Genomic DNA, 26396 nt, shown 5'->3' with positions numbered 1-26396 from the left:
TCATTGGGTTGATGGAAGGGCTAACGAGGTCCAGCGGGAAGCGTTCCTTGCTGTAACTTTATGTGACTTCTGGAGGATGATTGAGGGATTTCGGTCAGGTCCCCCCACCGGCCCGGTCAATGTTGTCGACCCAAAAGCCGGTTGAAACCAGGTTCGGCCGCGCAGCCTCGCCGGGTCGCGGCGAGCGCTACATATGGCCAACGAGCTGTCGGCGATATTTTTTATACTGCCACTCGATGCGCTTGTACCAAAGCGGCCGTTGACTGTCGGGATTTATGGACGTCAAGAAGGCGCCATTGTGCGTGCCCTGCTCAACAAAGGGTCTCTCGAACCAAAGCACCTCCACCCCGAGCGCCGCGTCCGCACCGTCGATCTCGTGGCCGATCGGCGCGGACATCTTGCGTGCATCAAACCAGGCGCACCTCTCGGCTGCCACGGAGCGGGTGATGATATAGGAATCGGTGGATCTGCCGTGAGGGGCTGGATAGAGATGTTGTCCGCGCTTCAACTTGAACGCCGAAATGTAGTACGTACCGGCATTGCCGATATAGATGACGGCCTTGCGGTTTGGATCGCCGAGCTCCGCCAGAGCCGCGTTAAATTTCGTATTGAAATTGGCGGCCAGGAAAACGTCGTCCTCAAAGACCAGACAATAGGGCTTGTCGGTCTGCAGAAACTCACGCCAGATCCCGATGTGTTTCAAGGAGCAGGACAGTTCCGCCAGTTTGAGAGCGCCTGGCACGGTAAGCCTTTCGACCTCTTCGTCAGTAATATCTGAAACATCCCAGTGAAGATACCAGGTGGCCGGGATACCATGGCGAGCGACCTGCCTTGCAATGTGCTGTTCGCGGTCTTCATAGCCCTGCTTGACGTGGCAAACACGTACATAGACCTGGTCGGCGGGAAACGTAGGCATTTGCCGTGTATAGCCATCGGCTTTTTGCGAGTCTACGCCTTGAACGGTCACGGGACACAGCTTCTTATTCGAGTCGTGCTGAAGCTCTTTGATTTGGAGGCGGATTCAAATTCAGGTCGAATCGACCTGAAACCATCCGGTTCTAGCCGCTTGTCCAAGGCATCTCGATCACCCCGAGCGATACGGCGATCCCGAGGGCAATTAGCGCAATGCCCAAAGCAGCTTCGAAGCGTCGGCCACGCTGCATCAGCTTCTCGACGAAGACGATCAGTGTCAAAAGCAGCATCCAGGCGAGGCTCATGACGCCGGCTGCGACCAGTATGGCGAACAGCGCCCAGCAGCAACCGAAGCAATACAGCCCGTGGCGCAGCCCCATCCCAAGCGCGCCAACCCGCCCGTCGCGCCAGTGCTGGGCAACGAATGCGAGCGGCGAGCGGCAACGGCTGAGGCAAATGTGCTTGAGGGTCGTGAACTGGTAGAGGCCGGCGACGCCAAGCGTGGCACCGAGCGCGAGCGGCGCCCATTTCGACCGCTGGGGCGGGTCGAAGCTCGTCGCAAACTCGCTGCCGAACTGGACCAGGACATACACGAGAAGGCCCGCCGCCGCCCAGACGAGAAGGTAGCCCGCGACGAAAATCCAGGTCGGAATGGCCACCTGCCATCCGCGCCTGGCTTGCGCCGCCGCGAACATAAAGATCATGGGCGCCGCGGCCGGCAGCATCATAGCCGCCATCATCACGGTCCATACAGCGAGAAAGGCGGCGACGCCGGCGACTGACCAGCCGTTGGCCGCAATTCCGGCCATCGCCATGCCGGCCATGCCTTCCATACCCTCCATCCCGCCGCGCACCGCAATGCCCATGGGCATGTCCATGCTGAAGGTCTGGTAGAGGGTGAGCGCCCATGCCGCCGCTGTCAGTACGACGAGCGACGCGAGAAGGCCGAGCGGCATGCCACGCAAATTCCCGAGCCGCCACGTTTTCCTGGGGAACGCGTCGGGCATCGGCACGCCCTAGTTCGGGCCGGACCAGTCGAATGGAATGTGCTTGCTCGAGCGGGCCGTGCCCGTCCAGTCCAGCCCGAAGCCCTTGGTGCTCACCTCGACAGAACGCCCCCAGGTGGCAACCTGGCCCGGGCCGACCTCCGAGCCCGGCGGGTTGATTGTCTGCACCCGCTTGCCGGGCGGTGTCGTAGGACCGGAAAGCGCTTCAGCGCGACCGACGACGAGGCCAGGAATTTCGACTCGCCAGGTGGCGAGGTCGCCCGCCACCTCGAAAGTGATTGGCACAAATTCCATGCCACGCATCTCGCCGACATTGGCGGCAAAGCCCGCCGGCCAGCCGCCGGCGTGGCCGCCGAAGATTACCTGCAGGGCTTCGCGCTGCGACTCATTCGCCTTCTCGTCGAGGTACATGCCCATCACGGCTTTTGCCTCGCCGGCCCATAGATTGCCTTCGAACTCGCCGAGCGCCACCAGCGTCAGGCCGTCGAGCTTCACGTCGCCATACTGACCCTCGCGCACATGCCAGGCGAGCACGCCCTGGCAGTGATTGCCGGTTGGTCGCTGGGCGAACTCGCACGGGCAAGGGATGTCGCAGCTGCAGATGTCGAACCAATCGCCCGCGAGGCGCCATTGAGGCACTGCGTCCATGGCTCTTTCCTCCCGAAATTGAGCAGCAATCATACGTCGAACGTTGGGCGCACACCAGCAGTTCGTGCGTCGCTCCGCGATTTGCCGCTCAATCCGGAAGCCCGCTCTTTGCGATCGTCTGGCGGTCCTTGCGTCCACGCTCGAGACACGCCAGGCGTAAAGACGCTGTTCCAGATCGACACCGGCAAGGCGAAATTCAGCCGCCCAGCAGAAGCGGAGCGCGGGCATCCCAGCCGGCGCGGCCCTCGATTCGATGCCTGGAATTGGGGAAAATCCACGGTGCATCCAGCGGCTCGAATCCCTAAGGAGTCCTCATGCTTGCGTTCGGATAGGCTGGTCGCCGGCGATCGGGATCGCAATTGCAAGTCGAAAGGCGATACCCTCGCGCCTCTCCCCCGGCGCCAGACAGCAAAAAGGCCCGGTTACCCGGGCCCTTGATGCTTTTCAAATCTAAAGAAGATTTGGAGCGGGTGAAGCGATTCGAACGCTCGACCCCAACCTTGGCAAGGTTGTGCTCTACCCCTGAGCTACACCCGCTCACACGGCGTCTTGGCCGCAAGCCGGGCCTATATGGCTGAAGAGCGCGGCGATTGCAACAGGGAAATCGCAGGCTTTTTTGTGACACGGCGGGCGATGCCGGCAAGCCACCGGCGCGGTGGCGGGCGTGCGAGCGGCAGGCGGCGGGGGCGCCACCGCGAAGGGCGGTGCCGCTCACGGTGATGTCGCATGACGGTCTTGTGTCGGCCGCCTCATTGGCCGTAAACGGCATGGGCTGACCAACGGGACGTAGACAAACCGATGCCGAAGACCGAAGCCGACCTGATGGCCTTTCTTGCCGAACTCGGGATCATCACGGCGACGAAACGCCATCCGCCTCTCTACACGGTCGCCGATTCACAGGCGCTGCGCGGCGAAATCGTCGGCGGGCACACGAAAAACCTGTTCCTGAAGGACAAGAAGGACAATTTCTTCCTGGTCACCGTCGGCGAGGATGCCGTTGTCGACCTGAAGCAGATCCACCAGGTGATTGGCGCCGCCAGCCGCGTCTCCTTCGGCAGGCCGGAGATGCTTATGGAGCTGCTTGGCGTCACGCCGGGCGCTGTCACGGTCTTTGGCGTCATCAACGATACCGCAAACAGGGTCAAGCTCGTGCTCGACAAGGATTTGATGGAGCATGCGGTGATCAACGCGCATCCGCTGACCAATGAGGCGACGACGTCAATCGCCGCAGGGGACCTGATCAGATTCGTCGAGGCAACCGGGCACGATGCTGCTATCTTGAAAGTCTCAGCGTGATCGCCACATGGTGGCTTGAAACCGATGATCTGAAGGATATGGCGCCGGCTGCCAGCCGGCCCCGCTACGGAAGGGGTTAAAGAGATGAGCGACAACAATCCGTTTGGCGGCCCCTTCGGCGGCAATGGCGGTCAGTACACGACATCGGTGCAGTATGGCGGCACCGCGCCGGCTCCGGCGAAGGTCGCGCTTGGCGAAGCGCCCACTGCCCCTGCCAATGTCATCAAGGACACGACGACCGCCGCCTTTGCCGCCGACGTCATCCAGGAATCGCGCCGCCAGCCGGTGCTGGTCGATTTCTGGGCGCCCTGGTGCGGGCCCTGCAAGCAACTTACGCCGCAGCTGGAAAAGGCTGTCAAGGCCGCCGGTGGCAAGGTCAAGCTGGTCAAGATGAACATCGACGATCATCCGTCGATCGCCGGCCAGCTCGGCATCCAGTCGATTCCTGCGGTCATCGCCTTCAAGGACGGCCAGCCGGTCGACGGCTTCATGGGCGCCATCCCCGAGAGCCAGATCGCCGAATTCATCACCAAGGTCGGCGGCAAGGGCGATGGCGCGCCGCCGGTGGCCGAGGCGCTGGCCGCGGCTGCGGAAGCGCGCGACGCCGGCGACATGCAGACCGCGGCCGACATCTATGATGCCATCCTGGCGCAGGCGCCGGAGACCGTCGAGGCGATCGGCGGCCTGGGCGAGCTTTTGTTCGAGGCCGGCGACGTGCAAGGCGCCGAGGCACTTTTGGCAACAGCGCCGGAAGGCAAGAAGGATGCGCCGCCGCTGGCCGCCCTGCGTGCCAAGATGGCGGTTGCCGCGCAAGCGGCGGCCCTTGGCAATCCGGCCGAGTTCGAGCGGCGCCTGGCGGAGAATCCTGGGGATCATCAGGCGCGCTTCGATCTGGCCATGATTCAGAACGCCAATGGCGACCGCACCGCGGCGGCCGACAATCTGCTGGCCATCATCAAGGCCGACCGGACCTGGAACGAGGACGGCGCCAGGACGCAATTGCTGCAACTGTTCGAGGCCTGGGGCATGACCGACGAGGCGACGCTGGCGGCGCGGCGCAAATTGTCGGCACTGCTGTTTTCCTGACCTTGGTGTTGTTTTGCCGCACGGGCTTGGCGTCGGCGATCAGCGCGCCAGATTAATGCATGCGCTTCGTGAAGAAGCGATCGGAGGAATGAGGTGCAAGCGGGAAACGCGCATTACCGGCTCGCCAAGCATTTGCCGTCGACGATCCCGATCTTTCCGCTCGAGGGTGCGCTTTTGCTGCCGGGAGGCCGCATGCCGCTCAACATCTTCGAGCCGCGCTACCTGCAGATGGTGGACGAGGCCATCACCGGCTCGCGGCTCATCGGCGTCATCCAGCCCAGGCTCGATGGTGCGCTGCGTGCCGACGGCGAGCCGGAGCTCTGCAATGTCGGCTGCGCCGGGCGCATCATTGCGTTTTCCGAGACCGGTGACGGCCGCTATCTGGTTTCGCTGCAGGGCGTGTGCCGGTTCCGCATTGCAAGCGAATTGACGGTCAAGACGCCGTTTCGCCAGGCCAAGCTGGCGCCCTTCCTGGCCGATCTCGATGAGGATCAGGCGGCCGACGAGATCGACCGGCCATCGCTGCTCAAGGCATTTCGCGCCTATCTGCAGGCCAACGACCTGGAAGCCGACTGGGAAAGCGTCAGCCGGGCCGAAAACGCCATGCTCGTCAACGCGCTGTCGATGATGGCGCCCTACGGGCCGGCCGAGAAACAGGCGCTGCTCGAAGCAGCCGACCTGAAGACCCGAGCCGAAACGCTGATCGCCATCACCGAAATGGCGCTGGCGCGCGAGAATGAGGACTTTGGCTCGAGCCTGCAGTAGGATGTGCCGATATTCAGGTCGGGCCGGCCTGCAAACGGAGGCTTCCTGCGCTTTCGGTGCTCACGTACCCAAAGTACGCTCCGCTCCGGTTCTCGGTGTCAGCCGTTTTCGGCTCGGCCTGACCTGACTCAACACATCTTAGGCCCGCAACTGGCTGGGAAGAGAATCTTATGGCGGCGGTTGGACGTGACGGGAAGAAGGTCAATGTCGACCCCAAGCTGCTGGAGCTGCTGGCCTGCCCGCTGACCAAGGGGCCGCTGACCTGGGATCCGGAGCGTGGTGAGCTGGTCTCGCGGGTCGCCAAGCTCGCTTATCCGGTGCGTGACGGCATTCCGATCATGCTGCCCTCGGAGGCGCGGACGCTCTCCGTGGAGGATGTGCTCGCCCCGCCGCCGCCGCGCCTGGGTGGGCCTTCGTGAATTCGAGCGCCGCTGGAGCGCAGAAATTTCCGTGGCTGGCGGGACAGAGGGGGTGCTGTCCCGCTGACATCGAAGTTTTTTGCCACTACTGAAAATTACGCCCCTTGGGCATCACTTGTTCCGCCTCTCCCGATAATGCCGCGAGATCCTGCCGGATCGGCGTGCTCCGGATTGTGGATCGACTGTCGCGATCCGAACTTTTGGCAGTGCGTTCCTGAGGACCGGCGACCGCCAATCCAACTTCGCTGACTTTCTCCAGAAGCACGGTTAGCCAAGGCGTCAGGTCCTCGACCTTTTCTGCGACGATGTGGACCACACCCGATTCCGACTGCAATTTCCCGGTGACCCGAATGAACCGCGCGCCCATCACAATCGGCCGGTAGCGGTCGAAGGTTCTTTGCCAGAAAATGATGTTGGCGACGGCCTTGTCGTCTTCGAGCGTCAGGAAGATCGCATTGCCCTTGCCGGGGCGCTGCCGCACCAGCACGAGGCCGGCAACGGAGACACGCCGGCCGTCGCGCACGCAAGGCAGGTTCGCATTGGGCGTGACGCCGGCGCGGTCGAGGCGCTCGCGCAGGAAGGCGACCGGATGCGCCTTCAGCGACAGGCCGAGCGAGCGGTAGTCGTGGATGACATGCTCGCCGAGCGGCATTCTCGGCAGCTTCGTCTCGGGCTCCAGGTCGCGCAGGCGGAGTGCCGGCTGGTCGAACAGCGGCAGCCTTTCGGCGGCGCTCTTGCCGTCGAGCGCCCGCACCGCCCACAAGGCTTCACGACGATCGAGGCCAAGCGAACGGAAGGCGTCGGCCTGCGCCAGCCTCTCGATCTCGCCGACATCCAAGCCGGAGCGCAGCCAGACGTCCCTGACGGACACATAGCCGCCGCCGCGCCGGTCGACGAACAGCTCCATGCGCTCCTTGGAAAGGCCTTTGATCTGGCGGAATCCGAGCCGCAGCGCATGATCCGTCTCGATGACGCCGCGCATCTCGGCATGGCGCGCGAGAATGCAGGCCGGCTCGAAAGGCGCCTTCTCCAGCGTGCAGTCCCAGACCGAGAAATTGACGTCGACGTCGCGGATGTCGACGCCATGGTCGCGCGCGTCACGCACCAGCTGGGCCGGCTGGTAAAATCCCATCGGCTGCGAATTCAGGATCGCGGCGCAGAACACGTCGGGATAGAAGGTCTTGAACCAGCAGGAGGCATAGACCAGCAGCGCGAAGGAGGCGGCGTGGCTTTCGGGAAAGCCGTATTCGCCAAAGCCCTCGATCTGCTTGAAGCAGCGCTCGGCGAAGTCCTTGGTGTATCCCTTGCCAACCATGCCGTCGATCATGCGCCGGCGATAATTGCCGATCGTGCCGGTGCGTTTGAAGGTGGCCATGGCGCGGCGCAGTTCATCGGCCTCGCCCGGCCGGAAACCGCCGGCGACGATGGCGATTTTCATCGCCTGTTCCTGGAACAGCGGTACGCCCAGCGTCTTGCCGAGAATCTCCTTCAATTCCGCCTTCTGGTACTCGGCCTTCTCCTTGCCCTGCCGGCGGCGCAGATAGGGATGGACCATGTCGCCCTGGATCGGCCCGGGCCGCACGATCGCCACCTCGATGACGAGATCATAGAATTCGCGCGGTCTGAGGCGCGGCAGCATCGACATCTGGGCGCGGGATTCAATCTGGAAGACGCCAAGTGTGTCGGCGCGGCAGATCATGTCGTAGACATTCCTGTCCTCGGGCGGCAGCGTGGCCAGCACATAGGGCCGGCCATATCTATCCCGTGCATTGGGATAGTGCTCCTCCAGCAAGGTGAAGGCGCGCTTCAGGCAGGTCAGCATGCCGAGCGCCAGCACGTCCACTTTCAGGATCTTCACCGCGTCGAGATCGTCCTTGTCCCATTCGACCATCTTGCGCTCGTCCATCGCCGTCTTGACGATGGGCACGATCTCGTCGAGCCGGTCCCTGGTGATGACGAAGCCGCCGACATGCTGCGACAGGTGGCGGGGAAACCCCATGATCTCGTTGGCGCGTTCCAACACATGCCGCGACACTGGATCGGCGCGATCGAGGCCGCCGGCGCGGGCTTCCTTTTCGCCGAGTTCCGAGGTCGACCAGCCCCAGATCGAGCCGGACAGCGACGCCCTGACATCCTCCGACAGGCCCATCGCCTTGGACACTTCGCGCAGTGCCGAACGGCCGCGGTAGCTGATGACGGCGGCGGCCAATGCCGTGCGCTTGGTGCTGTACTTCGTATAGATGTACTGCATCACCTCTTCGCGTCGCTCATGCTCGAAATCGACGTCGATATCCGGCGGCTCGTTCCTCTCCTCGGAGATGAAGCGCTCGAAAAGCGTGTCGATCCTGTCCGGCCCGACTTCTGTGATGCCGATGCAGAAGCAGACGATCGAATTGGCGGCCGAGCCGCGTCCCTGGCAGAGAATGTCCTGGCTGCGGGCAAACTTGACGATGTCGTAGACGGTCAGGAAATAGCGGGCGTAGTTGAGGCGCTCGATCAGAGCGAGCTCTTCCGCGATGCGCTTGGTCACCGAAGCGGGCACACCTGCGGGATAACGCTCGGCAGCCCCCTCCCGCGCCAGCCGTTCCAGCTCGGCCTGCGGCCCGAGACCCGATTCCGTCGGTTCGTCGGGGTAGTTGTACTGGAGATCGCTCAGCGAAAAAGTCAGCTCCTGCGCAAAGCGCAAGGTTTCGGCCAGTGCCTGCGGATGCCTGCGGAACAGGCGCGCCATCTCCATTGGCGGCTTCAGGTGGCGTTCGGCATTGGCGGCCAGTTGCAGCCCGACCTCGGAGACGGGTGTGTTGAGGCGGATCGCGGTCAGCACATCCTGCAGCGGGCGCCGTTCCGCCGTGTGGTAGAGGACGTCGTTGGTCGCCATCAGCGGGATGCCGGCGCTCTCGGCAAACGCCGCTGCCTGCTCGATCCGGAAACGGTCATTGCCGGCATAATCGGGTGAAACGCCAAGCCGCAGGTTCCGGCCGAAACGATGCTTGAGATCACGAAGCAAGGCGAGACGGTCTTGCGCCCCCGCCGTCAGATCGGGCAGGACCGCCAGCGACATCAGATCACCCCATTCGAGCAGGTCGCAGCGCTGGAGAAGGGTGGCGCCCTTTTCGTTTTCGTCGCGCAGATTGGCTTGGGTGAGCATGCGGCAGAGATGACCCCAGCCCTTGCGGTCCCTGGGATAGGCGAGAATATCCGGCGTGCCGTCGCCAAAAACCAGCCGGCAGCCGGGGTGGTAGGAAAGCTTTTCCACCTTGGCCTGCTGCCAGGCGCGCACCACGCCGGCCACCGTGTTGCGGTCGGCAAGCCCGATCGCGGAAAAGCCCAGGAGCTTGGCGGCGACCACCAGTTCCTCCGGCTTGGAAGCGCCGCGCAGGAAGGAGAAATTCGACTGGATGCCGAACTCGGCATAGGGAATGACGGTCAGCGCGTTCATGCGAAGACACCATGCAGGAACCAGCGCGGCGGGACCTGCGAGGCGCCGCCGTAAAGGCCTTGCCGGTAGAGCCAGTAGCGGCGGCCGTCGGCATCCTCGATGCGGAAATAGTCGCGTGTCGATGCCGCTTCGTCGCCTGGCGTCTCGCGCCACCACTCCGCCGCGATGCGTTCCGGCCCCTCGGCCCGCGTCACCCGGTAGAGCGCGCGCCGCCAGCGGAAGTTCAGCGGCGGTCCCTCCGGCATTTCGGTGGCCGGAACATCGATGGGTTCGGGCGAGCGGAACAGCCGGATCGGCCGTTCCGGCGGGAAGATGGTTTTCGGCGCCTGCAGCCTGTCCGGCCTCTTCGGCGGCGTGGTCCGGCGCGGCGCTTCGGTGAAGGGGACCGTGGCGACGGCGCGCTCCGGCAGATGGCTTTCGACGGCAACCGGCTGCAGGACCGCGCCATCGCCGAGCCGGGCGCGAATGCGGTCGGCAAACAGCGCGATATCGGCGCCGTCGTCGATCACCTCGCCGGCAAGGTCGGCCTGCTGCATGTCGAAAGCGGCTGATGTCAGCACCGAAAGCCGCACCAGATCGAAGCCATAGCCGGCATCGATATCCTGTTCGAGCGCCGCCAGCCGCTCGTGGAACAATTTCTGGATCAGCCGGGGCTCGCGCATCGGCCGCGAGGTGCCGATGGCGATGCGGCTGACGGCGCCGTCGACGCGAAAGAGCAGCAGCGCCAGCGCCCTGGCGCCCTCGCCGCGGCGCTCGAGGTCGGCCTTCAAGGTCGTCGCCAGCATGCCCACCAGACGTTCGATCTCCTCGGTCAGGGTGACGGGCTCGGCGAGATGGCGTTCGACCGAAAGCGGCGCGACGGGAAGGCGCGGCGATACCGCCTCGTCGAGACGGCCAAGCGCCTGGTCGAGGCGCAGGAGCAGCAAGGCGCCGAAGCGGCGGGCGAGCGGCGCGCGCGGTGCCGCCATGACGGCGCCCGCGGTGCGCAGGCCGACGCTTTCCAGGCTGGCGCGGGTCGCCGGCTCGATGCGCAGCGCGGCCAGCGGCAGGGGTGCGAGCAGCGCTTCCTCCTCGCCGCCATCGACGATGCGGTCACCGGCAAACCGTGCCGCCGCCCAGGCCGCCCCCGGTGTCGCGGCAAGCCCGGCGCGAACGTCAAACCCCTGATGGAAGAAGCGCGACAGGATGTCGTCCAGCATGGCGCGTTCGCCGCCGAACAGATGGGTGCAGCCGGTGACGTCGAGAAACAGGCCGTCCGCCCCGTCCAGCGCCACCAGCGGGGTGTAGCGGTCGCACCAGTCGGCAAGGCCTTCGAGCAGGCGGCGGTCGGCCTCCGGATCGGCCTCGACGATGTCGATCGACGGATGCATGGCGCGCGCATCGGCAATGCCCATGTCGCGCTTCAGATGCAGCGCCTCAGCCCGCTCGTCGAGGGCCGAGATGCGTTGCGCGTTGCGGTCGCGATGGCTGATCACGAGCGGTGGACGAGATGGCGGCAGGTGATCCGACGGCCGGGAACGCCAGGACCGTCCCAGACGCTGCCGCAGGATCCGTTCCACTGCCAGATAGGGAAACCAGAGGGACAGGATTCTTTGCCCGGCCTCTCTCTTCGCCCCTTCTATCGTCGCCCGCTCTTTCGTCGCCCGCTCTTTCGTCGAATGCGCGTTCATCGGGGTTCCACTCCAGTGTGAATTGTCCAGGCAGGGCCGTGCGGCTCTTGCCGATGGTGAGGGTGAAGGCCGGGTGGCCGATCGAGCCGGCGAGCGGCCCGGCAATGGTGTCTCGCGGCGTTGCCGGCGCCGCCGCGACGATGAGGCGGACGGGGGCCGCCGTCGGTTCGGGCTCTGCCGCCTGCCGCAGCAGGAACACCGGCCGGCCGGCACCTTGCGCCCGCGCATGCAGCCGGCGCGTCGCGGTCAGGTCCAGCCGCTGCGGATTGCCGCGAATTTCGAGGATGACGGCGGCGAGCGCCGTCATCCGGGCCGCCTCCTCGGCGACCCACAGCGCATCGACGAGTTTTGGCGCCTCGGAAAACAGCAATTGTTCCGGCTCGATGCCGAACGAGGCGTGAAGCCCCCTGGCATAGGGAAAGCCCGCCTCGCGGAAAATTTCCGATGTGCCGATCCACAGCACCGGCAGCCCTTGCGCCTGCTTGAGGATCAGGCTGGTGAGCGACAGGGCGAAGCCGGCGACGGCCCCGGCATCGCGGGTTTGCGTGCCATGGATTTCGCTCAGGGCTGCCTTCGGCAGGCCGCCACTCAGGGCAGCATCGAGACGCTCGACACCGGTGGGCAGGTACGCATCGGGCAAAGCCGCGGCAATGCCGCGCCGGACGATTGTGAGGTCGGTATTGGATGCGACATCCGTGTTGACGTCAGCATCAAGGGTCGCTGCGGCCGGCGCCTGCAGGCGCTCGGGCAGCGTTCCCTCGATTTTCGCGATCTGGCGGCGCAGGGCAAAAACAGTTTCCCGCGCCACGGCGGTCATCGCCATGACGGTCAGCTTCCACTCACAATTGTTCCTGTTATGTTCCTATAGATTCCAGAGGGTGCCGGAAGAGTCAAGCGGAGACATGGGGAATTTATTCCTCTCCACCTGATGGTGCAGGCGCATCAGCCCGTTCATTTGCCGATTCCGGTGCGAAAGCCTATATGCCCGGATCAAAGGACAAAGCATGGCCCGCATCTACAAGACCCGAACCTGGCACGACGAACTCTCGCCCTCCATGGACGAAATGGAGTTCCTCGCGCTGGAGGCCTATGCCCATCTGCCGGAGGATTTTCGCAAGCTGACCGGCGAGATCGTCATCCAGATCGCCGAATTCCCGACCGACGAGATCATGGACGATCTGTCGCTGGAGACGCCCTTCGACCTGCTCGGCCTGTTCGAAGGACGCGGCATCGCCGAGCGCTGGAATCCGCAGACCGGCGAAGGCCCGAACCGCATCACGCTCTACCGCCGCGCCATCCTCGACTACTGGTCTGAGAACGAAGAGACGCTGGGCGACATCGTCACCCACGTGCTGATCCACGAGATCGGCCACCATTTTGGGCTGTCCGATGACGACATGGAGAAGATCGAAGAGGCGGCGGAGTAACTGGTTCCTACGCCGCGTGAAATGTCCACTCCTCTCAAGTCGATCCAGAACTCAGCGGCGGCAAAGGCTTCTAAGATTTCGCTTGAGAGAGGTTGGTCATCCGGCTGATGAAAAGATGCAGCGCCTTCCGCAGGGCGAGCGATGGCGGCTCGGACGGATGCCACTGCGAAAAATGACCATCAACCACCATTCGTGCCAAGCCATAGACAAATGCACGAGCGGCAAGAACCAGATGATCGAAGTCTGCGTTCGCAGCCAACTTACCCTGCTGTTGCGCTTGGGTCAGCAGGTCGATCATCTTCCGGCGAATGGCCTCATTCTGTCCGCGAAGACTGTCCGACCCGTCGAAATCAATCAGCGTCCGGGAACTGATGACCTGGAAATGCGTGGGATTGGCGATCGCCCATTCCAGATAGCCTTGTCCGATTGCTTCGAAGGCCACGATGGGATCTGCGCTGTCGACTTCTGAAAGTGTATCGGCCACGGCCTCTGCCAGCCTGCTCATGGCCTGTTCGGCTACCGCGGTCAGCAGCGCTGTTTTCGATTGAAAATGCCGGAAGGGCGCGCCGGGGGAAACGCCGGCCCGCTTTGCGGCTTCGCGCACGCTCACATGGTCAGGGCCGCCTTCCTCGACAAGTTGAATTGCAGCATCGATCAGCGCGTCCCGCAAATTGCCATGGTGGTAGCTGGTGCGGCGAGGCGTCTTGGCTTTTGCCATCCCTTTTCCTTCGTTCCGTAGAGCTGCTTCACGCGTCTGTAGCACGATCCGCGATTAATGTAATCAGCGTTTACAACGCAGGCAAGAGCATGTAATCAGTGATTACAACTGGGATCGGAACAGGCCTGCGGTCTTCGCGGCTGCCGTTTTCCCATATGAGGAGACGAACATGTTCGCCAGAACCGCCGAACCGCGCCGTCTGCAATCGCTCATTTCGCTTCAGAGGCCAGCCGAAGAACCCCAGCACGAGGAGAATTCCGCGAGTGTCCAGTCGAGCGCGGCTGCGCACAGCGCCAAGCTTTATCGGCTTGCCTCCGTCGCCGGGGCGGGAAGCGCGCTTATTCTTCTGGTCAACGCGGCCAAACGCAGCGCGCTCATCGCGACCACCGATCTGACGCAACTTCTCGCGCCAGTCGCCGAGATATTGGCGCTTGGTCTTGTCGTAGGCCTGTTTCTTGCGTTTGGCCGGCGCGCGGGCCTGTTCGGTACCATCGCGTTCGTTATCAACTTCGTTGCATTGGCAAGTTTGGTAGGTGTGGAAGTGGTGATCAATCTCGTATTTTCGAAACTTCCTCTGGCGACCATCATCGAGCTGCGCGCCGGTCCTCTCGGACTGGCTCTGGTCGTCAGTTCAGTTCTTTTTCTGCTCGGGACGCTCGCGTTTGTAACCTCTCTTGTCGTTGCAAGAGGCGTGCCGCGCATTCCACTCGCCCTCTATATCATTGGCGCGGTGCCTGTCGCGCTCCGGGCGTTCGTGCCGGAGTTGGCGCTTGACCTGGGCTTGATGACGCTTGCGGCAGCGATCGCCTGGCTGGCCGGGTGGCTGTGGATGCGAGCGCCGACTACCAGTCGCTGAGCTTGGTGTCCGGCCCGTATTCCTGTCCGTCGATATCCTTGACCACGGCCTGGCCGCAGCACATCGCTTTGGCTTTCTTGTCGTAGGCATAGGTCGGCGAGCCGAACAGGTGCCAGCCCTTGTTCAGGGCGGCCGTGACCTTGTGGCAGAAGCTGGCATCGTCCGGGCCAGTCAGAAAGCGGTAGAGCTTCATTTTCAGTCCTGTCGTGAGTACCACAGCCCGCAAGCATAGTGCCGATATCATGCGCCGGTGGCGGCCGCCTTTGCCAGCAGTTTTTCGGCCTGCGCCAGGTGCAGCCGCTCGACCATCTTGCCGTTCAGCGCAATCACGCTTTTGCCGGCATTCTCGGCAAGGGCGAAGGTATCTTTGATCAAGCGCGCCTCCGCCACCGCTTCCTTAGACGGCGCGAAGGCGCGGTTCGCGGCTTCTATCTGGGCCGGATGGATGATGCTCTTGCCGTCGAATCCCATGGCCGCCGACTCCGTGCATTCACGGGCAAAAGCGTCGAGATCGCGAAAATCGTTGGAAACGCCGTCGATCATGTCGATGCCGCCGGCCCGCGCGGCCAGCACCATCTGCATCAGCCATGGCACGAGGTAGCGCCGGTCCGGCGTCGCCAGCACGCCGGTGTCCTTGACCAGATCGTTCGTTCCGGCAACGAAACAAGCCAGCCGAGCGGCGGGATCGCGGCCAAGTTCGGCAATGGTGCCGATGTTGAGCATGGCCTTGGGCGTTTCGATCATGGCCCATAGTTTCACGCTGTCGGGGGCGAAGTTGTCGTCGAGCACATCGCCGGCCTCGAGCAGGTCGCGCGGCGTGTCGACCTTGGGCAGCAGAATGCCGTCGGGCTCGCAGCTTGCGGCGGCCAGCAGGTCGTCGGCGCCCCACTCGCTGGCCACCGCATTGATGCGCACGATCATCTCGCAATGCCTGTCGGCATGGCCGGCGAAAATCGCGGCCAGTTTCCCGCGAGCGGCGATCTTGTCGGCCGGAGCGACTGCGTCCTCCAGGTCGATGATGATGGCGTCGCAGGACAGCTGCGCGATCTTCGCCAGCGCCCTGTCGTTGGAGGCCGGGATATAGAGCACCGAGCGGCGCGGGCGGTAGGTTTCCATGGGATGCGAGCTCCAGCGGCATCGCCGGTAGGTCTGCTTTCAGGAAGCCGCGAAGCCGGTCTGGCCGAGATTGTGGCGCAAAGCTGTGCCTAAAGCGAGTGGGAAACCAGAGCCATTCTGGATCGATGTCCACGCTTCGTGCTTTGAAAGTCGCATGAAAGGCAGTCTGGAATTGGCAGGGAAATCTCCAGAGACCGAAACCCCAGGCGGACACGACCTGGTTGTTGCCAGCTCGCGGTGATATCGATAACATATCGAAGTCGATCCGATTCTGAGAGGTGGTGCATGAACGCGGCCGGACGCCAGACAAACCCCGTGACTGAGTGTCTGGCGCTTACCTCTGTTAGGCCGGTGCGGCCGGCCGGTAGAGAGCGCTGATGGCCAAGGCAGCCTCATCGAAACCGAGCGAGAGCTACGCTCCGACGATGGTCGACGTGGCGCTGCGGGCGGGCGTGTCGACCATGACGGTTTCGCGGGCCCTGAAGGAAGGCGGTCGCGTTTCCAAGGCGACGCGGGAAAAGATCATGGTCGCGGTCAACGACCTCGGCTATGTGCTTGACCAGTCGGCCGGCAGCCTGTCCTCGCGCAAGACTGGATTTGTTGCCGCGATGGTTCCGTCACTCAACAACTCCAACTTCGCCGACACGGCGCGCGGCATTACGGATGAACTGGAGAGCACGGGGCTCCAGCTTCTGCTCGGCTACACCGACTATACGGTCGAGAAGGAGGAAAAGCTGATCGAAGCGATGCTCCGCCGGCGGCCGGAAGGCATCATCCTGACCGGCGGCGCACACACGGATCGCGCCCGCCGCCTTTTGAAAAGCGCCGGCATTCCAGTGGTCGAAACCTGGGAATTGCCGGTAAAGCCGATCGATCAAGTGGTTGGGTTCTCCAACGAGGAGGCGATGGGGCTTCTCGTCAAGACACTCGCCAGGAAGGGTTACCGAAAATTCGGTTACATCGGTGGCACGACCTCGCGCGACACGCGCGGCAGCCAGCGGCGCGAAGGCTTTGTCAGAGCCATTGAGGAGCTCGGCCTGCCGACCGGGCGCCTCGTTTCCTTTGGCGTGCCGCCGATATCCATCGAGCAGGGCGGCCAGGCCGTCGTCAGCATGCTGGAGCGTTGGCCGGACACGCAAGCCGTACTCTGCGTTTCGGACCTTTCGGCCTTCGGCGCACTGATGGAATGCAAGCGCCGGGGCATGCGGATCCCGCAGGACATCGCCATTGCCGGCTTCGGCGACTACGAGGTAGCCGCCTTTTGCCATCCCGGCATCACCACCGTGAATGTCGACTGCTACGGGATCGGGCAACAGGCCGCGCGCAGATTGATCCAGGTGATCCGAGGCGACGAGAAACGACACGGCCAAGAAATCGTGCTCACCGGCTATCGCGTCGTCGAGCGCGAAAGCACCTGAGTTCCTGCATGGATTCAAACGCAGCGAAGGGCAGCCCAATAGCGATGTTTCGCGAGACCATCACCCTCACACATGACGGTGCTTTGAAAGCCGTTGCAGCCGGAGCAGCGCGCGCCGTCACGATGGGCGTGCCGCAATGTCTCGTGGTTGTCGATGCGAGCGGCGAAGTCCTCGCCAGCCTGCGCATGGATGGCGCGCGGTTCCTCAGCATGCGTACGGCGCAGGCGAAGGCGCGCACCGCAGCGTCAATAAACGCCGCTACTGGCGGCATGGCGTTCGAAGCGGCGCTCTCAGCCGGTATCGCTTCGCAGGGCGGCGTGACCAATTTGCCTGGGGGCTTGCCGATCCGCTTCGGCGGACGCCTTGCGGGCGGCATCGGCGTCGGTTCGGGAACCGGCGAGCAGGATTTCGATGTGGCACACGCTGCGCTGGCGGCGGTTGGCGCCGACGTGATTTAAGGCGATGTGCCTCCAGCGCAACCGAAGGATCTTCAGAACGCGATCTGAACCTTCATGGATTTGTTTCGGTCACCGGCGATGTCGAAAGCCGCGACCGCCTCGTCGAGGGGATAGATGCCCGTCAGTAGCGGTTTGACGTCCACCCGGCGGCGATTGATCAGGTCGACGGCGAGCGCAAACTCCTCGTGGAAACGGAAAGTGCCCCGCATCTCGATCTCTTTCGCGACGATGAGGTTCTGCGGGATCGACAGATCGCCGCCGAGCCCGAGCTGCACGAGCACGCCGCGCGGCTTCAGGACATCAAGCCCAGCACGCACCGCGCGTTCATTGCCGGAGGCCTCGAACATCATGTCGAAACTACCCTTGTCGACATTGTAGGCGGCGAGCTTTTCGCTGTTTGTCGCGACGTTGATGGTGCGATCGGCGCCGATCTCCAGGGCCTTCGCCAGCACGCCCTCCATGACATCAGTGGCGACGATTTCGCGCGCACCGTGGGCTCGTGCGGCGAGGATGCAAAGCGCGCCGATCGGCCCGCAGCCGGTGACCAGAACCCGCTTGCCGAGCATCGAGCCGGCGCGGTTCATGGCATGCAGGGTAACCGCGAAGGGCTCCGCAAACGCGGCTTCGTTGATGGAGATGTGGTCGGCTATTCTGTGGCACTGCCACGCCTCGGCGACCAGGCGCTGGCGGAAGGCGCCCTGGATGTGCGGCATCGGCATGGCGCTGCCATAGAAGCGCATGTCGAGGCATTGGTTCTGCATGCCTTGCAGGCAGTAGCGACAGGCATTGCAGGGTCGGCTAGGCGAGATCGCGACGCGGTCGCCGATGGCCAGCGCGGAAACGCCACCGCCGATGGCCCTCACCGTGCCGGCGACCTCGTGGCCGAGGATCATCGGTTCGCGCAGGCGGATCGCGCCAAAACCGCCGTGATTGTAGTAATGCAGGTCCGAGCCGCAGATGCCGCCAGCTTCGATCGCAATCTCGACCTGGCCGGCGCCAGGGGAGCCCGGATCGGTCTCCTCGATCCGCAGGTCTTTTGCGGCGTGGATGACGATCGACTTCATGATGTGATCCTTTCTCAGACGACCGGTGTCAGCAAGGTCTGTCCGCCGAAATGGGCCGCGAGATTATCGCGAACGAGCTGACCCATGGCCTTGCGGGTCTCCACCGTGCCGCTGGCGTGGTGCGGTTGCAGCACGACGTTGGTAAGCTTCAGGAAGCACTCGTCGATGGTTGGCTCGTTCCAGAACACGTCGAGCCCGGCACCCTTTATGGCACTGGATTCCAGGGCCGCGAGCAACGCGGTCTCGTCGATCGTGCTGCCGCGCGAAATGTTTATGACGATACCGTCTGCTCCGAGCGCTGCCAGGATCGACGCATTAATCATGTGTTTCGTGCTTTCGCCGCCGGCGAGCGTTACGATTAGAAATTCGCTATCGCTCGCCAGTTCGAGCAGATCGCCGACGAACGTATAGGGAAGATCGTCGCGCTTGCGGTTGTCGAAATAAGAAATCGTGCAGTCGAATGCAGCGGCGCGCTTCGCCACCGCCGCACCGACGCGGCCCATGCCGACAATGCCCAGCCTTTTTCCACAAACACGCGTGACCAGCCCCATATTGCCCTTGCGCCAGCTTCCATCGCGTACGTAGGCGTCGGCCTGCGGGATTTTTCGCGCCACGGCGAGCAGCAGCCCGATGCCGATATCGGCTACGTCCTCGGTTAGAACATCAGGTGTATTGGTGACACGAATGCCGTTCGCCCGGGCATAGGCAAGGTCGATGGCGTCGGTGCCCACGCCGTAGCAGGAAACGATTTCAAGCTGCGGCAGCTTCGCCATCAGCGCAGCACTTGCGCCAAGCTCGCCACGCGTAGCTATGGCGCGGATCGCGCCGGCGTGGCTTGAGAGCAGCGCGTCCTTGTCCTCGGACTGCCAAAGCTTGTGGACGCGATATTTCGCTTCAAGATCTCCCATGTCCCAATCCGGATAGGGACCTGTCATCAAAATGTCGGTCACGGCGCCATCTCCTGTGCATTTTTTCAATTGACTATGTTATCGATAACATTCATGTCAATAGGGACTGGCGGCAGGTAGGTTGGAAATCGCGGCCGCTTCAGGAAACATTGCTCAGGAGGAGCGTTTGTGCAGTTCGTTGTTCGATTTGACCGGCATGAAGGCGCTGGTCACCGGCTCGGGGCAAGGGATCGGCCTGGCGCTGGCCGAGGGGTTGGCGCAGCACGGCGCCGAAATCGTGCTCAACGGGCGCAGCGCCGAAAAAATAAAAACGGCTGCGGATGCACTGACAGCGAAGGGACACAAGGTCCATAGCGCCGTCTTCGACGTCACCGATCATGCAGCGGTGGCGAACGGCGTCGCGGAGATCGAGGCGACGATCGGCGCCATCGATATCCTTATCAACAATGCCGGCATGCAGTTCCGAATGCCGCTCGAGGATTTCCCCGCTGACAAATGGGAGGAACTCTTGCGCACCAACATCTCCAGCGTGTTCTTCGTGGGACAAGCGGTGGCGCGGAACATGATCCCGCGGCGGCGCGGCAAGATCATCAACATCGCGTCGGTGCAAAGCGAACTGGCACGGACGAACATCGCGCCCTATACGGCCACGAAAGGCGCGGTGCGCAACCTGACGCGCGGCATGTGTGCCGATTGGGCGAAGCATGGCTTGCAGATCAATTCCATCGCGCCGGGTTACTTCAAGACGCCGCTCAACCAGGCGCTTGTCGACAATCCCGAATTTTCGGCGTGGCTGACCAACCGCACACCGGCTGGTCGCTGGGGCGACGTCGGCGAACTTGTCGGCGCGGCGGTGTTTCTGGCTGGACCGGCCTCATCCTTTGTCAATGGACACACGCTCTATGTCGACGGTGGCATCACGACCTGCCTTTGAACCCGCGCTCATCGTCGTGATGGGTGTCAGCGGCTGCGGCAAGACCAAAGTTGGCGTCGAGATCGCCGCACGGCTTGGCCTTGCCTTCGTTGAAGGCGATACGCTGCATCCGCGCAGCAATGTCGAAAAGATGTCGGCGGGCATACCGCTTGCAGACGGCGATCGCTGGCCTTGGCTGGATCTGGTCGGCGCAGCCTTGCGCCAGGCTCGTGAGGAGGGTCGCGGGCTAGTCGTCAGCTGTTCCGCGTTGAAGAAATCCTATCGCGACAGGCTTCGCGATGCGGCGGGCGAGTCGCTGTTTTTCGTATTCCTGGAGGGGTCGCGCTCGCTGCTGCAAGCCAGGCTCGCCGAGCGCCGCGGCCACTTCTTTCCACCGGCGCTGCTCGACAGCCAGTTCGCCACACTGGAGCATCCAGGCGACGAACCGCTGGTGGTCACAGTGGACATTGACGCGCCTGTCGACACGATTGCCGATAGAGTGTTGCAGGGCCTGGGTGCACTTGCCAGGATGAAGGAAAGAGGCACGTTGAAATGACGCAACCAACAAAAGTCGCCGTTGTCGGCGCCGGAATCATGGGGTCAGCGATCGCCACCCGCCTGATCGAGACTGGGCTAGCCGTGACGGTGTTCGATCTGGACAAGGTCAAGGTTGCAGCGCTGACTGCAAAGGGTGCGGCTGCCGCCGCGTCGGTCGCCGAGGCAACGCGAGCGAACGACTTCGTCATTCTCAGTCTCAACCATGCCGATATCGTGCGTTCGGTGGTGTTCGGCGATGCCGGTGTCGCGACTGCGGCATCGCCCGACAAGCTGCTGATCGACATGTCGTCGATCGACCCGGCCGACACCGCTGAGATGGCGAAGAAGCTCTCTGCCGAGACCGGCATGAAATGGCTCGATTGTCCGCTTTCGGGCGGCGTTCCCGGCGCGCTGGCCGGCAGGCTGACCGTCATGGCGGGTGGCGAGACTGAAGACTTCGAACAGGCGCGCACGGTGATGCGGCACCTCTGCACCAACTACACTCTCATGGGCCCGAGTGGGGCAGGGCAGACGACCAAGCTGATCAACCAGCTGTTCTGCGCCGTACTGTTCCAGGCTGTCGCCGAAGCCGTGAAGCTTGCCGAAGCCGGCGGCGTAGACCCGAAGGCAATTCCCGCTGCACTCAAGGGCGGGCGGGCTGATTCCAGCATCATGCAGGAGTTCATGGCAAAATTCGCTGCCCGCGATTTTTCGCCGACCGGACGCATCGACAACATGCTGAAGGATCTGGATTCGCTGCAGGCCTTCGCGCTGAAAACCAAGACGCCGATGCCGATGACCGGGCAGGTGGTCGAGATCCACCGCCTGCTCTGCGCGGCTGGACTGGGGCCAAGTGATTCGGCTGAGATGATGCGCCTGCTCGACGGCAAGACCAGCTAAGCGGTGAGCCCTGATTTGTCGCTTGACGCTCAGAAATGTTATCGATAACATCATTTGGCGATCTCGGGAGGAACGCTTTTGACTGAGGAAAAACTGATCGAGTTCAAGTCGATCACCAAGGAGTTCGGCGGCACCCGCGCGCTCTCCGACGTGTCGCTCGATCTGTACAAGGGCGAAATCCTGGCGCTGCTCGGCGAGAATGGCGCCGGCAAGTCGACGCTGATCAAGACGCTCGCCGGCATCTACCGGCCGGATGGCGGCCAAATCCTGTTTCGCAGCGAGCCCTACCACCATCGCCCGCCGCGCCCGAACCAGCGCCAGTCCGTCGCCTTCATTCACCAAGATCTCGGTCTCATCGAATGGATGACGGTTGGAGAAAATGTCGGCCTCGCCCAAGGCTTTTCGCTTCGCTCTGGCCTGATCGACTGGCGATCGACCGAGGCGAGGGCGCAGGAGGCTCTCAAGCTGGTCGGCTGCGATTTCGACCCGACGACGCGGGTCCAGGATCTGACGCGCACCGAAAAATCGCTGGTCGCCATCGCTCGCGCCTTGGCTACCGAGGCCGATGTGCTGGTGCTCGACGAGCCGACCGCCAGCCTTCCCGCCGACGAGGTCGAGCGGCTGTTCGACGCCATCCGTCCGCTCAAGCAGCGCGGCGTCGGCATGATCTATGTCTCGCATCGCCTCGATGAAATTTTCCGCATCGCCGATCGCGTCGCCGTGCTGCGCGACGGCAGGCTGGTGGGCGAGAAGAAGGTCGCCGACACAAAACCGGACGAACTGGTAGAGATGATCGTCGGCCGTCCGGTCAGCCAGGTTTTCAGCAAGGCTCAAACGCAGGTCGGCGAGACGATCTGCGCCGTGCGCGACTTGGTCTGCGCCGGTGCCGGCCCGGTGTCTTTCGACGTGCGCAAGGGTGAGTTGCTCGGCCTGGTCGGCCTGCGCGGCGCCGGGCAGGAACTGGTTGGCCGGGCGCTGTTTGGCTGCCAACCCTTTTCTGGCATGGTGACGATCCGCGGGGCTGTGCCGGACCTGTCCAGCCCGATCGCGGCGATGTCGTCCGGCATCGGCCTAATCGCGCGCGATAGGACCGAAGAATCAATCGCCGGATCCTTGTCGATCCGCGAGAACAGTTTCCTCAATCCCGACGCCGGCAAGCGCGGCCTGTTCTCGTTCCTCGCGCCTCACAAAGAGGCTGCGCTGGCGCAGGCGATTGGCAGTTCCGTCGGGCTGCGCCCCAACGACCCGAATCTGCCGATCGAGGCACTTTCTGGCGGCAACCAGCAGAAGGTGGTTGTCGGGCGCTGGCTGCACACCGACCGAAAACTGCTGATCGCCGAAGACCCGACCGCCGGCGTCGATGTCGGCGCCAAGGCCGAGATCTACCGGCTGATCGGACGCGCGCTTGAAGCCGGCCTCGCCGTCGTCGTGGTGTCGACCGATTTCGAGGAGATCGCCCACATCTGCCATCGCGCCTTGGTGTTTTCGCGTGGGCAGATCGTTCGCGAACTCACTGGCAAAGACCTCACCACATCCGCCGTGATTACCGCGGCATCGGCTTCCGAAGCCGCCTGATCTTTCTGGGAGCGAACTCATGCAATCGATCGAATCCAGCGCACTCGAACCGACCCGCGGCGAGATGGCTGATATGTCCATGGGGCAGAAGGTCGTCCGGCTGCTGCCGGTCTACGGGCTGGTGATCCTGACCGTGTTGCTGATCCTGTTGTTTTCGATCCTGCTGCCGAACACGTTCCCGACGCTGCTTAACCTGCGCTCGATCATCTCCGACAAGGCGATCATCGCGCTGTTGTCGCTGGCGGCGATGATCCCGATGGCATCGGGCCGAATTGACCTCACCGTCGGCTACGGAATTGTGCTGTGGCACATCCTGGCCATCAGTTTGCAGACCATGTTCGGCTTTCCGTGGCCGCTGGCAGTGATGATCGTGCTGCTTCTCGGCGCTGCGACCGGCTTCCTCAACGGCCTGCTGGTCGAAGTCGCCCGCATCGACTCCTTCATCGCCACGCTCGGCACCGGCACCGTTCTCTATTCCTTGGCGCTTTGGCATACTGGCGGCCGGCAGGTTGTCGGCGTGTTGCCCAACGGTTTCTACGCGCTCAACGGCACGATGGTGTTCGGGCTGCCGATCACCGGCCTCTACGTGCTTGGCATCGCCGTGGCACTGTGGATCATCCTCGAATATCTGCCTATCGGCCGCTACGTGTATGCCATCGGCGCCAATCCGAAGGCGGCTGCTCTGAACGGCATTCCGGTGCGTCGCTTCGTCATTGGGGCCTTCATCTCGTCGGGCTTCCTGACGGCGATGACCGGCGTGCTGCTTGCCTCCAAGCTGCGCATCGGCCAAGCCAGCGTCGGGCTGGAGTATCTGCTGCCGGCTCTCGTCGGCGCTTTTCTCGGCTCGACCACGATCAAGCCTGGACGTGTCAACGTCTGGGGTACGATGACCGGCGTAATCATCCTGGCGGTCGGCATTTCCGGCATCCAGCAGTTCGGCGGCTCGTTCTTCGTCGAGCCGCTGTTCAACGGCGTGACGCTGCTCGTTGCCATCGGCATTGCCGGCTACGCCCAGCGCAAGCGCGGCGCCGCTCACAGGGCCAGGACCAAGACCGTAGTGCAGGCCTCGAAGTGATGAGCGACTACGAGATTCTGGACGATCGCTTCCGAAAACTGACGATCGGGCATGCCAAGCTCGAACGGCTGTGGACCGGCAGCCGCTGGGCCGAGGGGCCGGTCTATGTTCCCGCGGCAAGGCATTTGCTATGGTCGGACATCCCCAACGACCGGCTATTGCGCTACGACGAAAGCGACGGCTCGGTCAGTGTCTTCGAAACGCACTGCAGCTACCAGAACGGCCATACACTCGACCGCGAAGGCCGCGTCGTTGCTTGCGAGCATGGCGGGCGCCGTGTCTCCCGGCTCGAGCATGACGGGCGTTGGCAGACGCTTGTCGAAACCGTTGCAGGCAAGCGGTTCAATTCGCCCAATGACGTGGTGGTCAAATCCGATGGGACGATCTGGTTCACAGATCCGGTCTACGGCATCGAAAGCCACTACGAGGGCAAGATCGCCAGGGCGGAGATCGGCGGATCCCATGTCTACCGGTTCGACGAGCTTTCAGGTGAGGTGAGCGCCGTTATCACCGATATGGTGCAGCCGAACGGCCTGGCTTTCTCGCCCGACGAGACGATCCTCTACGTCTCGGACAGCGGCGCCAGCCACGTGCCCGGCCTGCCGCGCGCAATCAAGGCCTATGACCTTGCCGTCGATGGCCGGTCGGCGCGTGCAGGCGACACCTTCGCCGAATGCGGAGCAGGCCTCTTCGATGGTTTTCGCGTCGATCGCGACGGCAACATCTGGGCCTCCAGCGCCGACTCGGTGCGCGTCCATGCGCCGGACGGAACCCTGATCGGCCGTATCCTGGTTCCCGAGCTCGTTTCCAATGTCTGTTTCGGCGGTCCCAAGCGCAACCGCCTCTACATCACCGCGCAGACATCCCTCTACGCCATCTACGTCAACGCACATCCGGCCGGCGTTGGTCCGGTGGCGGGCGACATCAGCCGGTGACATGTCGCCAACTCCAATCGAAAGCCGAGTTTTGAAAGACCATGCAATTCTTGAAACCAAGGGAGGTACCAACATGCAACGCAGAACATTCCTGAAATCATCCGTCGCCTTGATGGCCATGACAATCGCTGCTCCTGTCCTTTTCGCCGGCCAGGCTCGGGCGGACGCGATGGCCGACGCCATGGCGGTCGTCCAGAAATATGCGCAGAAGGTCACGGCCTGGGATGGCCCGACCACCGGTCCGAAGGCGCAGCAAGGCAAGACGATCGTCGTGCTCGCCGGCGACCTCAAGAACGGCGGCATCCTGGGCGTCACCAACGGCGTCGAGGAAGCGGCCAAGGCGATCGGCTGGGAGGTCAAGGTGATTGACGGCGCCGGCTCGATCGGCGGCCGCACCGCTGCCTTCGGCCAGGCCATGGCATTGAAGCCGAATGGCATCGTCATCAACGGTTTTGACGCGGTCGAGCAGGCGCCGGCGCTGGAACAGGCCAAGGCCGCGGGTATCCCGTTGGTCTCCTGGCATGCCGGACCGGTGATCGGGCCCGACGAGAAAAGCGGCGTGTTCGCCAACGTGTCGACGGATGCCATGCAAGTCTCCACAGCCGCGGCGGACTGGGCCTACGCCGATGCCAAGGGCAAGCCTGGCGTGGTTATCTTCACCGATTCGACCTACGCCATCGCCATCGCCAAAGCCGACAAGATGAAGGCGGAGATCGAGCGGCTGGGCGGCAAGGTACTCGAATATGTCGATACGCCGATCGCCGAGACCTCTCAGCGCATGCCGCAGCTGACCACTTCGCTGCTGCAGAAGTACGGCGATGCCTGGACGCATTCGCTGGCGATCAACGACCTTTATTTCGACTTCATGGGACCCTCGCTAGCCGCCGCCGGCAAAGCCGGCACCGACGCGCCGATCAATGTCGCCGCCGGCGATGGTTCGGAATCGGCCTATCAGCGCATTCGCGCCAGCCAGTTCCAGAAGGTGACGGTCGCCGAACCGCTCAACTTGCAGGGCTGGCAATTGGTCGACGAATTGAACCGCGCCATCGCTGGCGAAAAATGGTCGGGCTATCTGTCGCCGCTACATGTGGTGACGGCCGACAATGTCGAGTTTGACGGCGGCCCGACCAATGCGTTCGACCCCGGCAATGGCTACCGCGACGCATACAAGAAGATCTGGGGCAAATAGGAGCCAGGCGATGCGGGCGTAACACGCGATGCGCCCGCATCGCATTCGTACCACAAATCCACGAA

The 26396-nt window shown here is 63.3% G+C and carries 26 protein-coding genes and 1 tRNA gene; 15 read left to right on the top strand and 12 right to left on the bottom strand.

What is annotated here, in order from left to right; genetic code table 11:
- Positions 1 to 187: 187 nt before the first annotated feature.
- From NKJ01_RS21380 to NKJ01_RS21365, 4 genes are all read right to left on the bottom strand, one after another.
- Positions 188 to 967, bottom strand: a complete 780-nt coding sequence (locus tag NKJ01_RS21380; RefSeq protein WP_352730730.1) for a glycosyltransferase family 25 protein — start codon at positions 965 to 967, stop codon at positions 188 to 190.
- Positions 968 to 1058: 91 nt separating this feature from the next.
- The gene (locus tag NKJ01_RS21375) at positions 1059 to 1919 is read right to left on the bottom strand and encodes a DUF2182 domain-containing protein (protein ID WP_352730728.1); all 861 of its coding nucleotides are present in this window, start codon (positions 1917 to 1919) and stop codon (positions 1059 to 1061) included.
- 9 nt (positions 1920 to 1928) lie between these two features.
- Positions 1929 to 2567: a DUF1326 domain-containing protein gene (locus NKJ01_RS21370; RefSeq protein ID WP_352605700.1), complete on the bottom strand. Its 639-nt coding sequence runs from the start codon at positions 2565 to 2567 to the stop codon at positions 1929 to 1931.
- Between the two features lie 462 nt (positions 2568 to 3029).
- Positions 3030 to 3104 (bottom strand) — tRNA-Gly (locus NKJ01_RS21365).
- A 261-nt stretch (positions 3105 to 3365) separates the two neighbouring features.
- Between NKJ01_RS21365 and NKJ01_RS21360 the strand changes: the two genes are divergently transcribed.
- The 4 genes from NKJ01_RS21360 to NKJ01_RS21345 all read left to right on the top strand — a co-directional run bounded on the left by NKJ01_RS21360 (position 3366) and on the right by NKJ01_RS21345 (position 6133).
- Positions 3366 to 3863, top strand: a complete 498-nt coding sequence (locus tag NKJ01_RS21360; protein WP_502905891.1) for a prolyl-tRNA synthetase associated domain-containing protein — start codon at positions 3366 to 3368, stop codon at positions 3861 to 3863.
- Positions 3864 to 3947: 84 nt separating this feature from the next.
- Positions 3948 to 4949 (top strand): thioredoxin, encoded by a 1002-nt coding sequence (gene trxA / locus NKJ01_RS21355; RefSeq protein WP_352730726.1) that lies wholly within the window; start codon positions 3948 to 3950, stop codon positions 4947 to 4949.
- A 93-nt stretch (positions 4950 to 5042) separates the two neighbouring features.
- The gene (locus NKJ01_RS21350; protein ID WP_352605698.1) at positions 5043 to 5714 is read left to right on the top strand and encodes an LON peptidase substrate-binding domain-containing protein; all 672 of its coding nucleotides are present in this window, start codon (positions 5043 to 5045) and stop codon (positions 5712 to 5714) included.
- A gap of 170 nt (positions 5715 to 5884) precedes the next feature.
- Entirely contained in the window at positions 5885 to 6133 is a 249-nt protein-coding gene (locus NKJ01_RS21345) for a Trm112 family protein (protein ID WP_352730724.1), read from the top strand.
- An 85-nt stretch (positions 6134 to 6218) separates the two neighbouring features.
- Here the strand turns inward: NKJ01_RS21345 and NKJ01_RS21340 are convergent, their stop codons facing one another.
- The 3 genes from NKJ01_RS21340 to NKJ01_RS21330 are packed head-to-tail and all read right to left on the bottom strand — an operon-like array spanning position 6219 to position 12065.
- Positions 6219 to 9572, bottom strand: coding sequence for an error-prone DNA polymerase (locus NKJ01_RS21340; RefSeq protein WP_352730722.1), 3354 nt, complete (start codon positions 9570 to 9572; stop codon positions 6219 to 6221).
- Complete coding sequence (locus NKJ01_RS21335) at positions 9569 to 11047, bottom strand: DUF6504 family protein (protein ID WP_352730721.1); 1479 nt, start codon at positions 11045 to 11047, stop codon at positions 9569 to 9571. Before NKJ01_RS21335 ends, NKJ01_RS21340 begins: the two co-directional genes overlap by 4 nt.
- Positions 10989 to 12065: an ImuA family protein gene (locus NKJ01_RS21330; protein WP_352730719.1), complete on the bottom strand. Its 1077-nt coding sequence runs from the start codon at positions 12063 to 12065 to the stop codon at positions 10989 to 10991. The genes NKJ01_RS21335 and NKJ01_RS21330 overlap by 59 nt, the downstream gene beginning before the upstream one ends.
- A 181-nt stretch (positions 12066 to 12246) precedes the next feature.
- Between NKJ01_RS21330 and NKJ01_RS21325 the strand changes: the two genes are divergently transcribed.
- Positions 12247 to 12669, top strand: a complete 423-nt coding sequence (locus NKJ01_RS21325; RefSeq protein WP_023763026.1) for a metallopeptidase family protein — start codon at positions 12247 to 12249, stop codon at positions 12667 to 12669.
- A 70-nt stretch (positions 12670 to 12739) separates the two neighbouring features.
- On the opposite strand, the gene NKJ01_RS21320 is transcribed toward NKJ01_RS21325, so the two are convergent.
- On the bottom strand, positions 12740 to 13387 hold the full coding sequence (locus NKJ01_RS21320; RefSeq protein WP_352730717.1) for a TetR/AcrR family transcriptional regulator: 648 nt from the start codon (positions 13385 to 13387) through the stop codon (positions 12740 to 12742).
- 169 nt (positions 13388 to 13556) lie between these two features.
- Between NKJ01_RS21320 and NKJ01_RS21315 the strand changes: the two genes are divergently transcribed.
- Positions 13557 to 14243 (top strand): hypothetical protein, encoded by a 687-nt coding sequence (locus NKJ01_RS21315; protein ID WP_352730715.1) that lies wholly within the window; start codon positions 13557 to 13559, stop codon positions 14241 to 14243.
- Here the strand turns inward: NKJ01_RS21315 and NKJ01_RS21310 are convergent.
- On the bottom strand, positions 14230 to 14436 hold the full coding sequence (locus tag NKJ01_RS21310) for a DUF1737 domain-containing protein (protein ID WP_352730713.1): 207 nt from the start codon (positions 14434 to 14436) through the stop codon (positions 14230 to 14232). The genes NKJ01_RS21315 and NKJ01_RS21310 overlap by 14 nt on opposite strands.
- Before the next feature lie 47 nt (positions 14437 to 14483).
- Complete coding sequence (locus tag NKJ01_RS21305) at positions 14484 to 15359, bottom strand: HpcH/HpaI aldolase/citrate lyase family protein (RefSeq protein WP_352730712.1); 876 nt, start codon at positions 15357 to 15359, stop codon at positions 14484 to 14486.
- A 377-nt stretch (positions 15360 to 15736) separates the two neighbouring features.
- On the opposite strand from NKJ01_RS21305, the gene NKJ01_RS21300 reads away from it, so the two are divergent.
- Together NKJ01_RS21300 and NKJ01_RS21295 are read left to right on the top strand one after the other, a co-directional pair.
- A complete protein-coding gene (locus NKJ01_RS21300; protein WP_023763031.1) occupies positions 15737 to 16777 on the top strand; it encodes a LacI family DNA-binding transcriptional regulator in 1041 nt (346 codons plus the stop codon).
- 8 nt (positions 16778 to 16785) lie between these two features.
- The gene (locus NKJ01_RS21295) at positions 16786 to 17235 is read left to right on the top strand and encodes a GlcG/HbpS family heme-binding protein (protein WP_502898137.1); all 450 of its coding nucleotides are present in this window, start codon (positions 16786 to 16788) and stop codon (positions 17233 to 17235) included.
- Positions 17236 to 17267: 32 nt separating this feature from the next.
- Here the strand turns inward: NKJ01_RS21295 and NKJ01_RS21290 are convergent, their stop codons facing one another.
- Together NKJ01_RS21290 and NKJ01_RS21285 are read right to left on the bottom strand one after the other, a co-directional pair.
- Positions 17268 to 18299, bottom strand: coding sequence for an L-idonate 5-dehydrogenase (locus NKJ01_RS21290; RefSeq protein WP_352605684.1), 1032 nt, complete (start codon positions 18297 to 18299; stop codon positions 17268 to 17270).
- A 14-nt stretch (positions 18300 to 18313) separates the two neighbouring features.
- Positions 18314 to 19234, bottom strand: coding sequence for a 2-hydroxyacid dehydrogenase (locus NKJ01_RS21285; protein WP_352730761.1), 921 nt, complete (start codon positions 19232 to 19234; stop codon positions 18314 to 18316).
- A gap of 169 nt (positions 19235 to 19403) precedes the next feature.
- On the opposite strand from NKJ01_RS21285, the gene NKJ01_RS21280 reads away from it, so the two are divergent.
- The 7 genes from NKJ01_RS21280 (at position 19404) to NKJ01_RS21250 (ending at position 26331) form a co-directional block, all read left to right on the top strand.
- On the top strand, positions 19404 to 20141 hold the full coding sequence (locus NKJ01_RS21280; RefSeq protein ID WP_352730759.1) for an SDR family oxidoreductase: 738 nt from the start codon (positions 19404 to 19406) through the stop codon (positions 20139 to 20141).
- Positions 20110 to 20676: a gluconokinase gene (locus tag NKJ01_RS21275; protein WP_352730710.1), complete on the top strand. Its 567-nt coding sequence runs from the start codon at positions 20110 to 20112 to the stop codon at positions 20674 to 20676. The genes NKJ01_RS21280 and NKJ01_RS21275 overlap by 32 nt, the downstream gene beginning before the upstream one ends.
- The gene (locus tag NKJ01_RS21270) at positions 20673 to 21557 is read left to right on the top strand and encodes an NAD(P)-dependent oxidoreductase (RefSeq protein WP_352730707.1); all 885 of its coding nucleotides are present in this window, start codon (positions 20673 to 20675) and stop codon (positions 21555 to 21557) included. The genes NKJ01_RS21275 and NKJ01_RS21270 overlap by 4 nt, the downstream gene beginning before the upstream one ends.
- A gap of 78 nt (positions 21558 to 21635) precedes the next feature.
- Positions 21636 to 23132, top strand: coding sequence for a sugar ABC transporter ATP-binding protein (locus NKJ01_RS21265; protein WP_352730705.1), 1497 nt, complete (start codon positions 21636 to 21638; stop codon positions 23130 to 23132).
- Positions 23133 to 23151: 19 nt separating this feature from the next.
- Entirely contained in the window at positions 23152 to 24207 is a 1056-nt protein-coding gene (locus tag NKJ01_RS21260) for an ABC transporter permease (RefSeq protein WP_352730703.1), read from the top strand.
- Positions 24207 to 25142 (top strand): SMP-30/gluconolactonase/LRE family protein, encoded by a 936-nt coding sequence (locus NKJ01_RS21255; RefSeq protein WP_352730701.1) that lies wholly within the window; start codon positions 24207 to 24209, stop codon positions 25140 to 25142. The genes NKJ01_RS21260 and NKJ01_RS21255 overlap by 1 nt, the downstream gene beginning before the upstream one ends.
- Positions 25143 to 25215: 73 nt before the next feature.
- A complete protein-coding gene (locus tag NKJ01_RS21250) occupies positions 25216 to 26331 on the top strand; it encodes an ABC transporter substrate-binding protein (RefSeq protein WP_352605674.1) in 1116 nt (371 codons plus the stop codon).
- Positions 26332 to 26396: the final 65 nt, after the last annotated feature.

The sequence above is a fragment of the Mesorhizobium sp. M0276 genome, from assembly GCF_040321755.1.
In the GTDB taxonomy this organism is placed as follows: domain Bacteria; phylum Pseudomonadota; class Alphaproteobacteria; order Rhizobiales; family Rhizobiaceae; genus Mesorhizobium.
The sequence above is the reverse complement of the archived record's forward strand: the minus strand, read 5'-3'. Positions and strand labels throughout refer to the sequence as shown.

Excerpts from the sequence above, each read along its gene's own strand:
- NKJ01_RS21375 (WP_352730728.1), bottom strand. The coding sequence starts at position 1,919 with ATGCCCGACGCGTTCCCCAGGAAAACGTGGCGGCTCGGGAATTTGCGT.
- NKJ01_RS21370 (WP_352605700.1), bottom strand. The coding sequence starts at position 2,567 with ATGGACGCAGTGCCTCAATGGCGCCTCGCGGGCGATTGGTTCGACATC.
- NKJ01_RS21360 (WP_502905891.1), top strand. The coding sequence starts at position 3,366 with ATGCCGAAGACCGAAGCCGACCTGATGGCCTTTCTTGCCGAACTCGGG.
- trxA (WP_352730726.1), top strand. The coding sequence starts at position 3,948 with ATGAGCGACAACAATCCGTTTGGCGGCCCCTTCGGCGGCAATGGCGGT.
- NKJ01_RS21345 (WP_352730724.1), top strand. The coding sequence starts at position 5,885 with ATGGCGGCGGTTGGACGTGACGGGAAGAAGGTCAATGTCGACCCCAAG.
- NKJ01_RS21340 (WP_352730722.1), bottom strand. The coding sequence starts at position 9,572 with ATGAACGCGCTGACCGTCATTCCCTATGCCGAGTTCGGCATCCAGTCG.
- NKJ01_RS21330 (WP_352730719.1), bottom strand. The coding sequence starts at position 12,065 with ATGGCGATGACCGCCGTGGCGCGGGAAACTGTTTTTGCCCTGCGCCGC.
- NKJ01_RS21325 (WP_023763026.1), top strand. The coding sequence starts at position 12,247 with ATGGCCCGCATCTACAAGACCCGAACCTGGCACGACGAACTCTCGCCC.
- NKJ01_RS21320 (WP_352730717.1), bottom strand. The coding sequence starts at position 13,387 with ATGGCAAAAGCCAAGACGCCTCGCCGCACCAGCTACCACCATGGCAAT.
- NKJ01_RS21315 (WP_352730715.1), top strand. The coding sequence starts at position 13,557 with ATGTTCGCCAGAACCGCCGAACCGCGCCGTCTGCAATCGCTCATTTCG.
- NKJ01_RS21310 (WP_352730713.1), bottom strand. The coding sequence starts at position 14,436 with ATGAAGCTCTACCGCTTTCTGACTGGCCCGGACGATGCCAGCTTCTGC.
- NKJ01_RS21305 (WP_352730712.1), bottom strand. The coding sequence starts at position 15,359 with ATGGAAACCTACCGCCCGCGCCGCTCGGTGCTCTATATCCCGGCCTCC.
- NKJ01_RS21300 (WP_023763031.1), top strand. The coding sequence starts at position 15,737 with ATGGCCAAGGCAGCCTCATCGAAACCGAGCGAGAGCTACGCTCCGACG.
- NKJ01_RS21295 (WP_502898137.1), top strand. The coding sequence starts at position 16,786 with ATGGATTCAAACGCAGCGAAGGGCAGCCCAATAGCGATGTTTCGCGAG.
- NKJ01_RS21290 (WP_352605684.1), bottom strand. The coding sequence starts at position 18,299 with ATGAAGTCGATCGTCATCCACGCCGCAAAAGACCTGCGGATCGAGGAG.
- NKJ01_RS21285 (WP_352730761.1), bottom strand. The coding sequence starts at position 19,234 with ATGACAGGTCCCTATCCGGATTGGGACATGGGAGATCTTGAAGCGAAA.
- NKJ01_RS21280 (WP_352730759.1), top strand. The coding sequence starts at position 19,404 with ATGAAGGCGCTGGTCACCGGCTCGGGGCAAGGGATCGGCCTGGCGCTG.
- NKJ01_RS21275 (WP_352730710.1), top strand. The coding sequence starts at position 20,110 with ATGTCGACGGTGGCATCACGACCTGCCTTTGAACCCGCGCTCATCGTC.
- NKJ01_RS21270 (WP_352730707.1), top strand. The coding sequence starts at position 20,673 with ATGACGCAACCAACAAAAGTCGCCGTTGTCGGCGCCGGAATCATGGGG.
- NKJ01_RS21260 (WP_352730703.1), top strand. The coding sequence starts at position 23,152 with ATGCAATCGATCGAATCCAGCGCACTCGAACCGACCCGCGGCGAGATG.
- NKJ01_RS21255 (WP_352730701.1), top strand. The coding sequence starts at position 24,207 with ATGAGCGACTACGAGATTCTGGACGATCGCTTCCGAAAACTGACGATC.
- NKJ01_RS21250 (WP_352605674.1), top strand. The coding sequence starts at position 25,216 with ATGCAACGCAGAACATTCCTGAAATCATCCGTCGCCTTGATGGCCATG.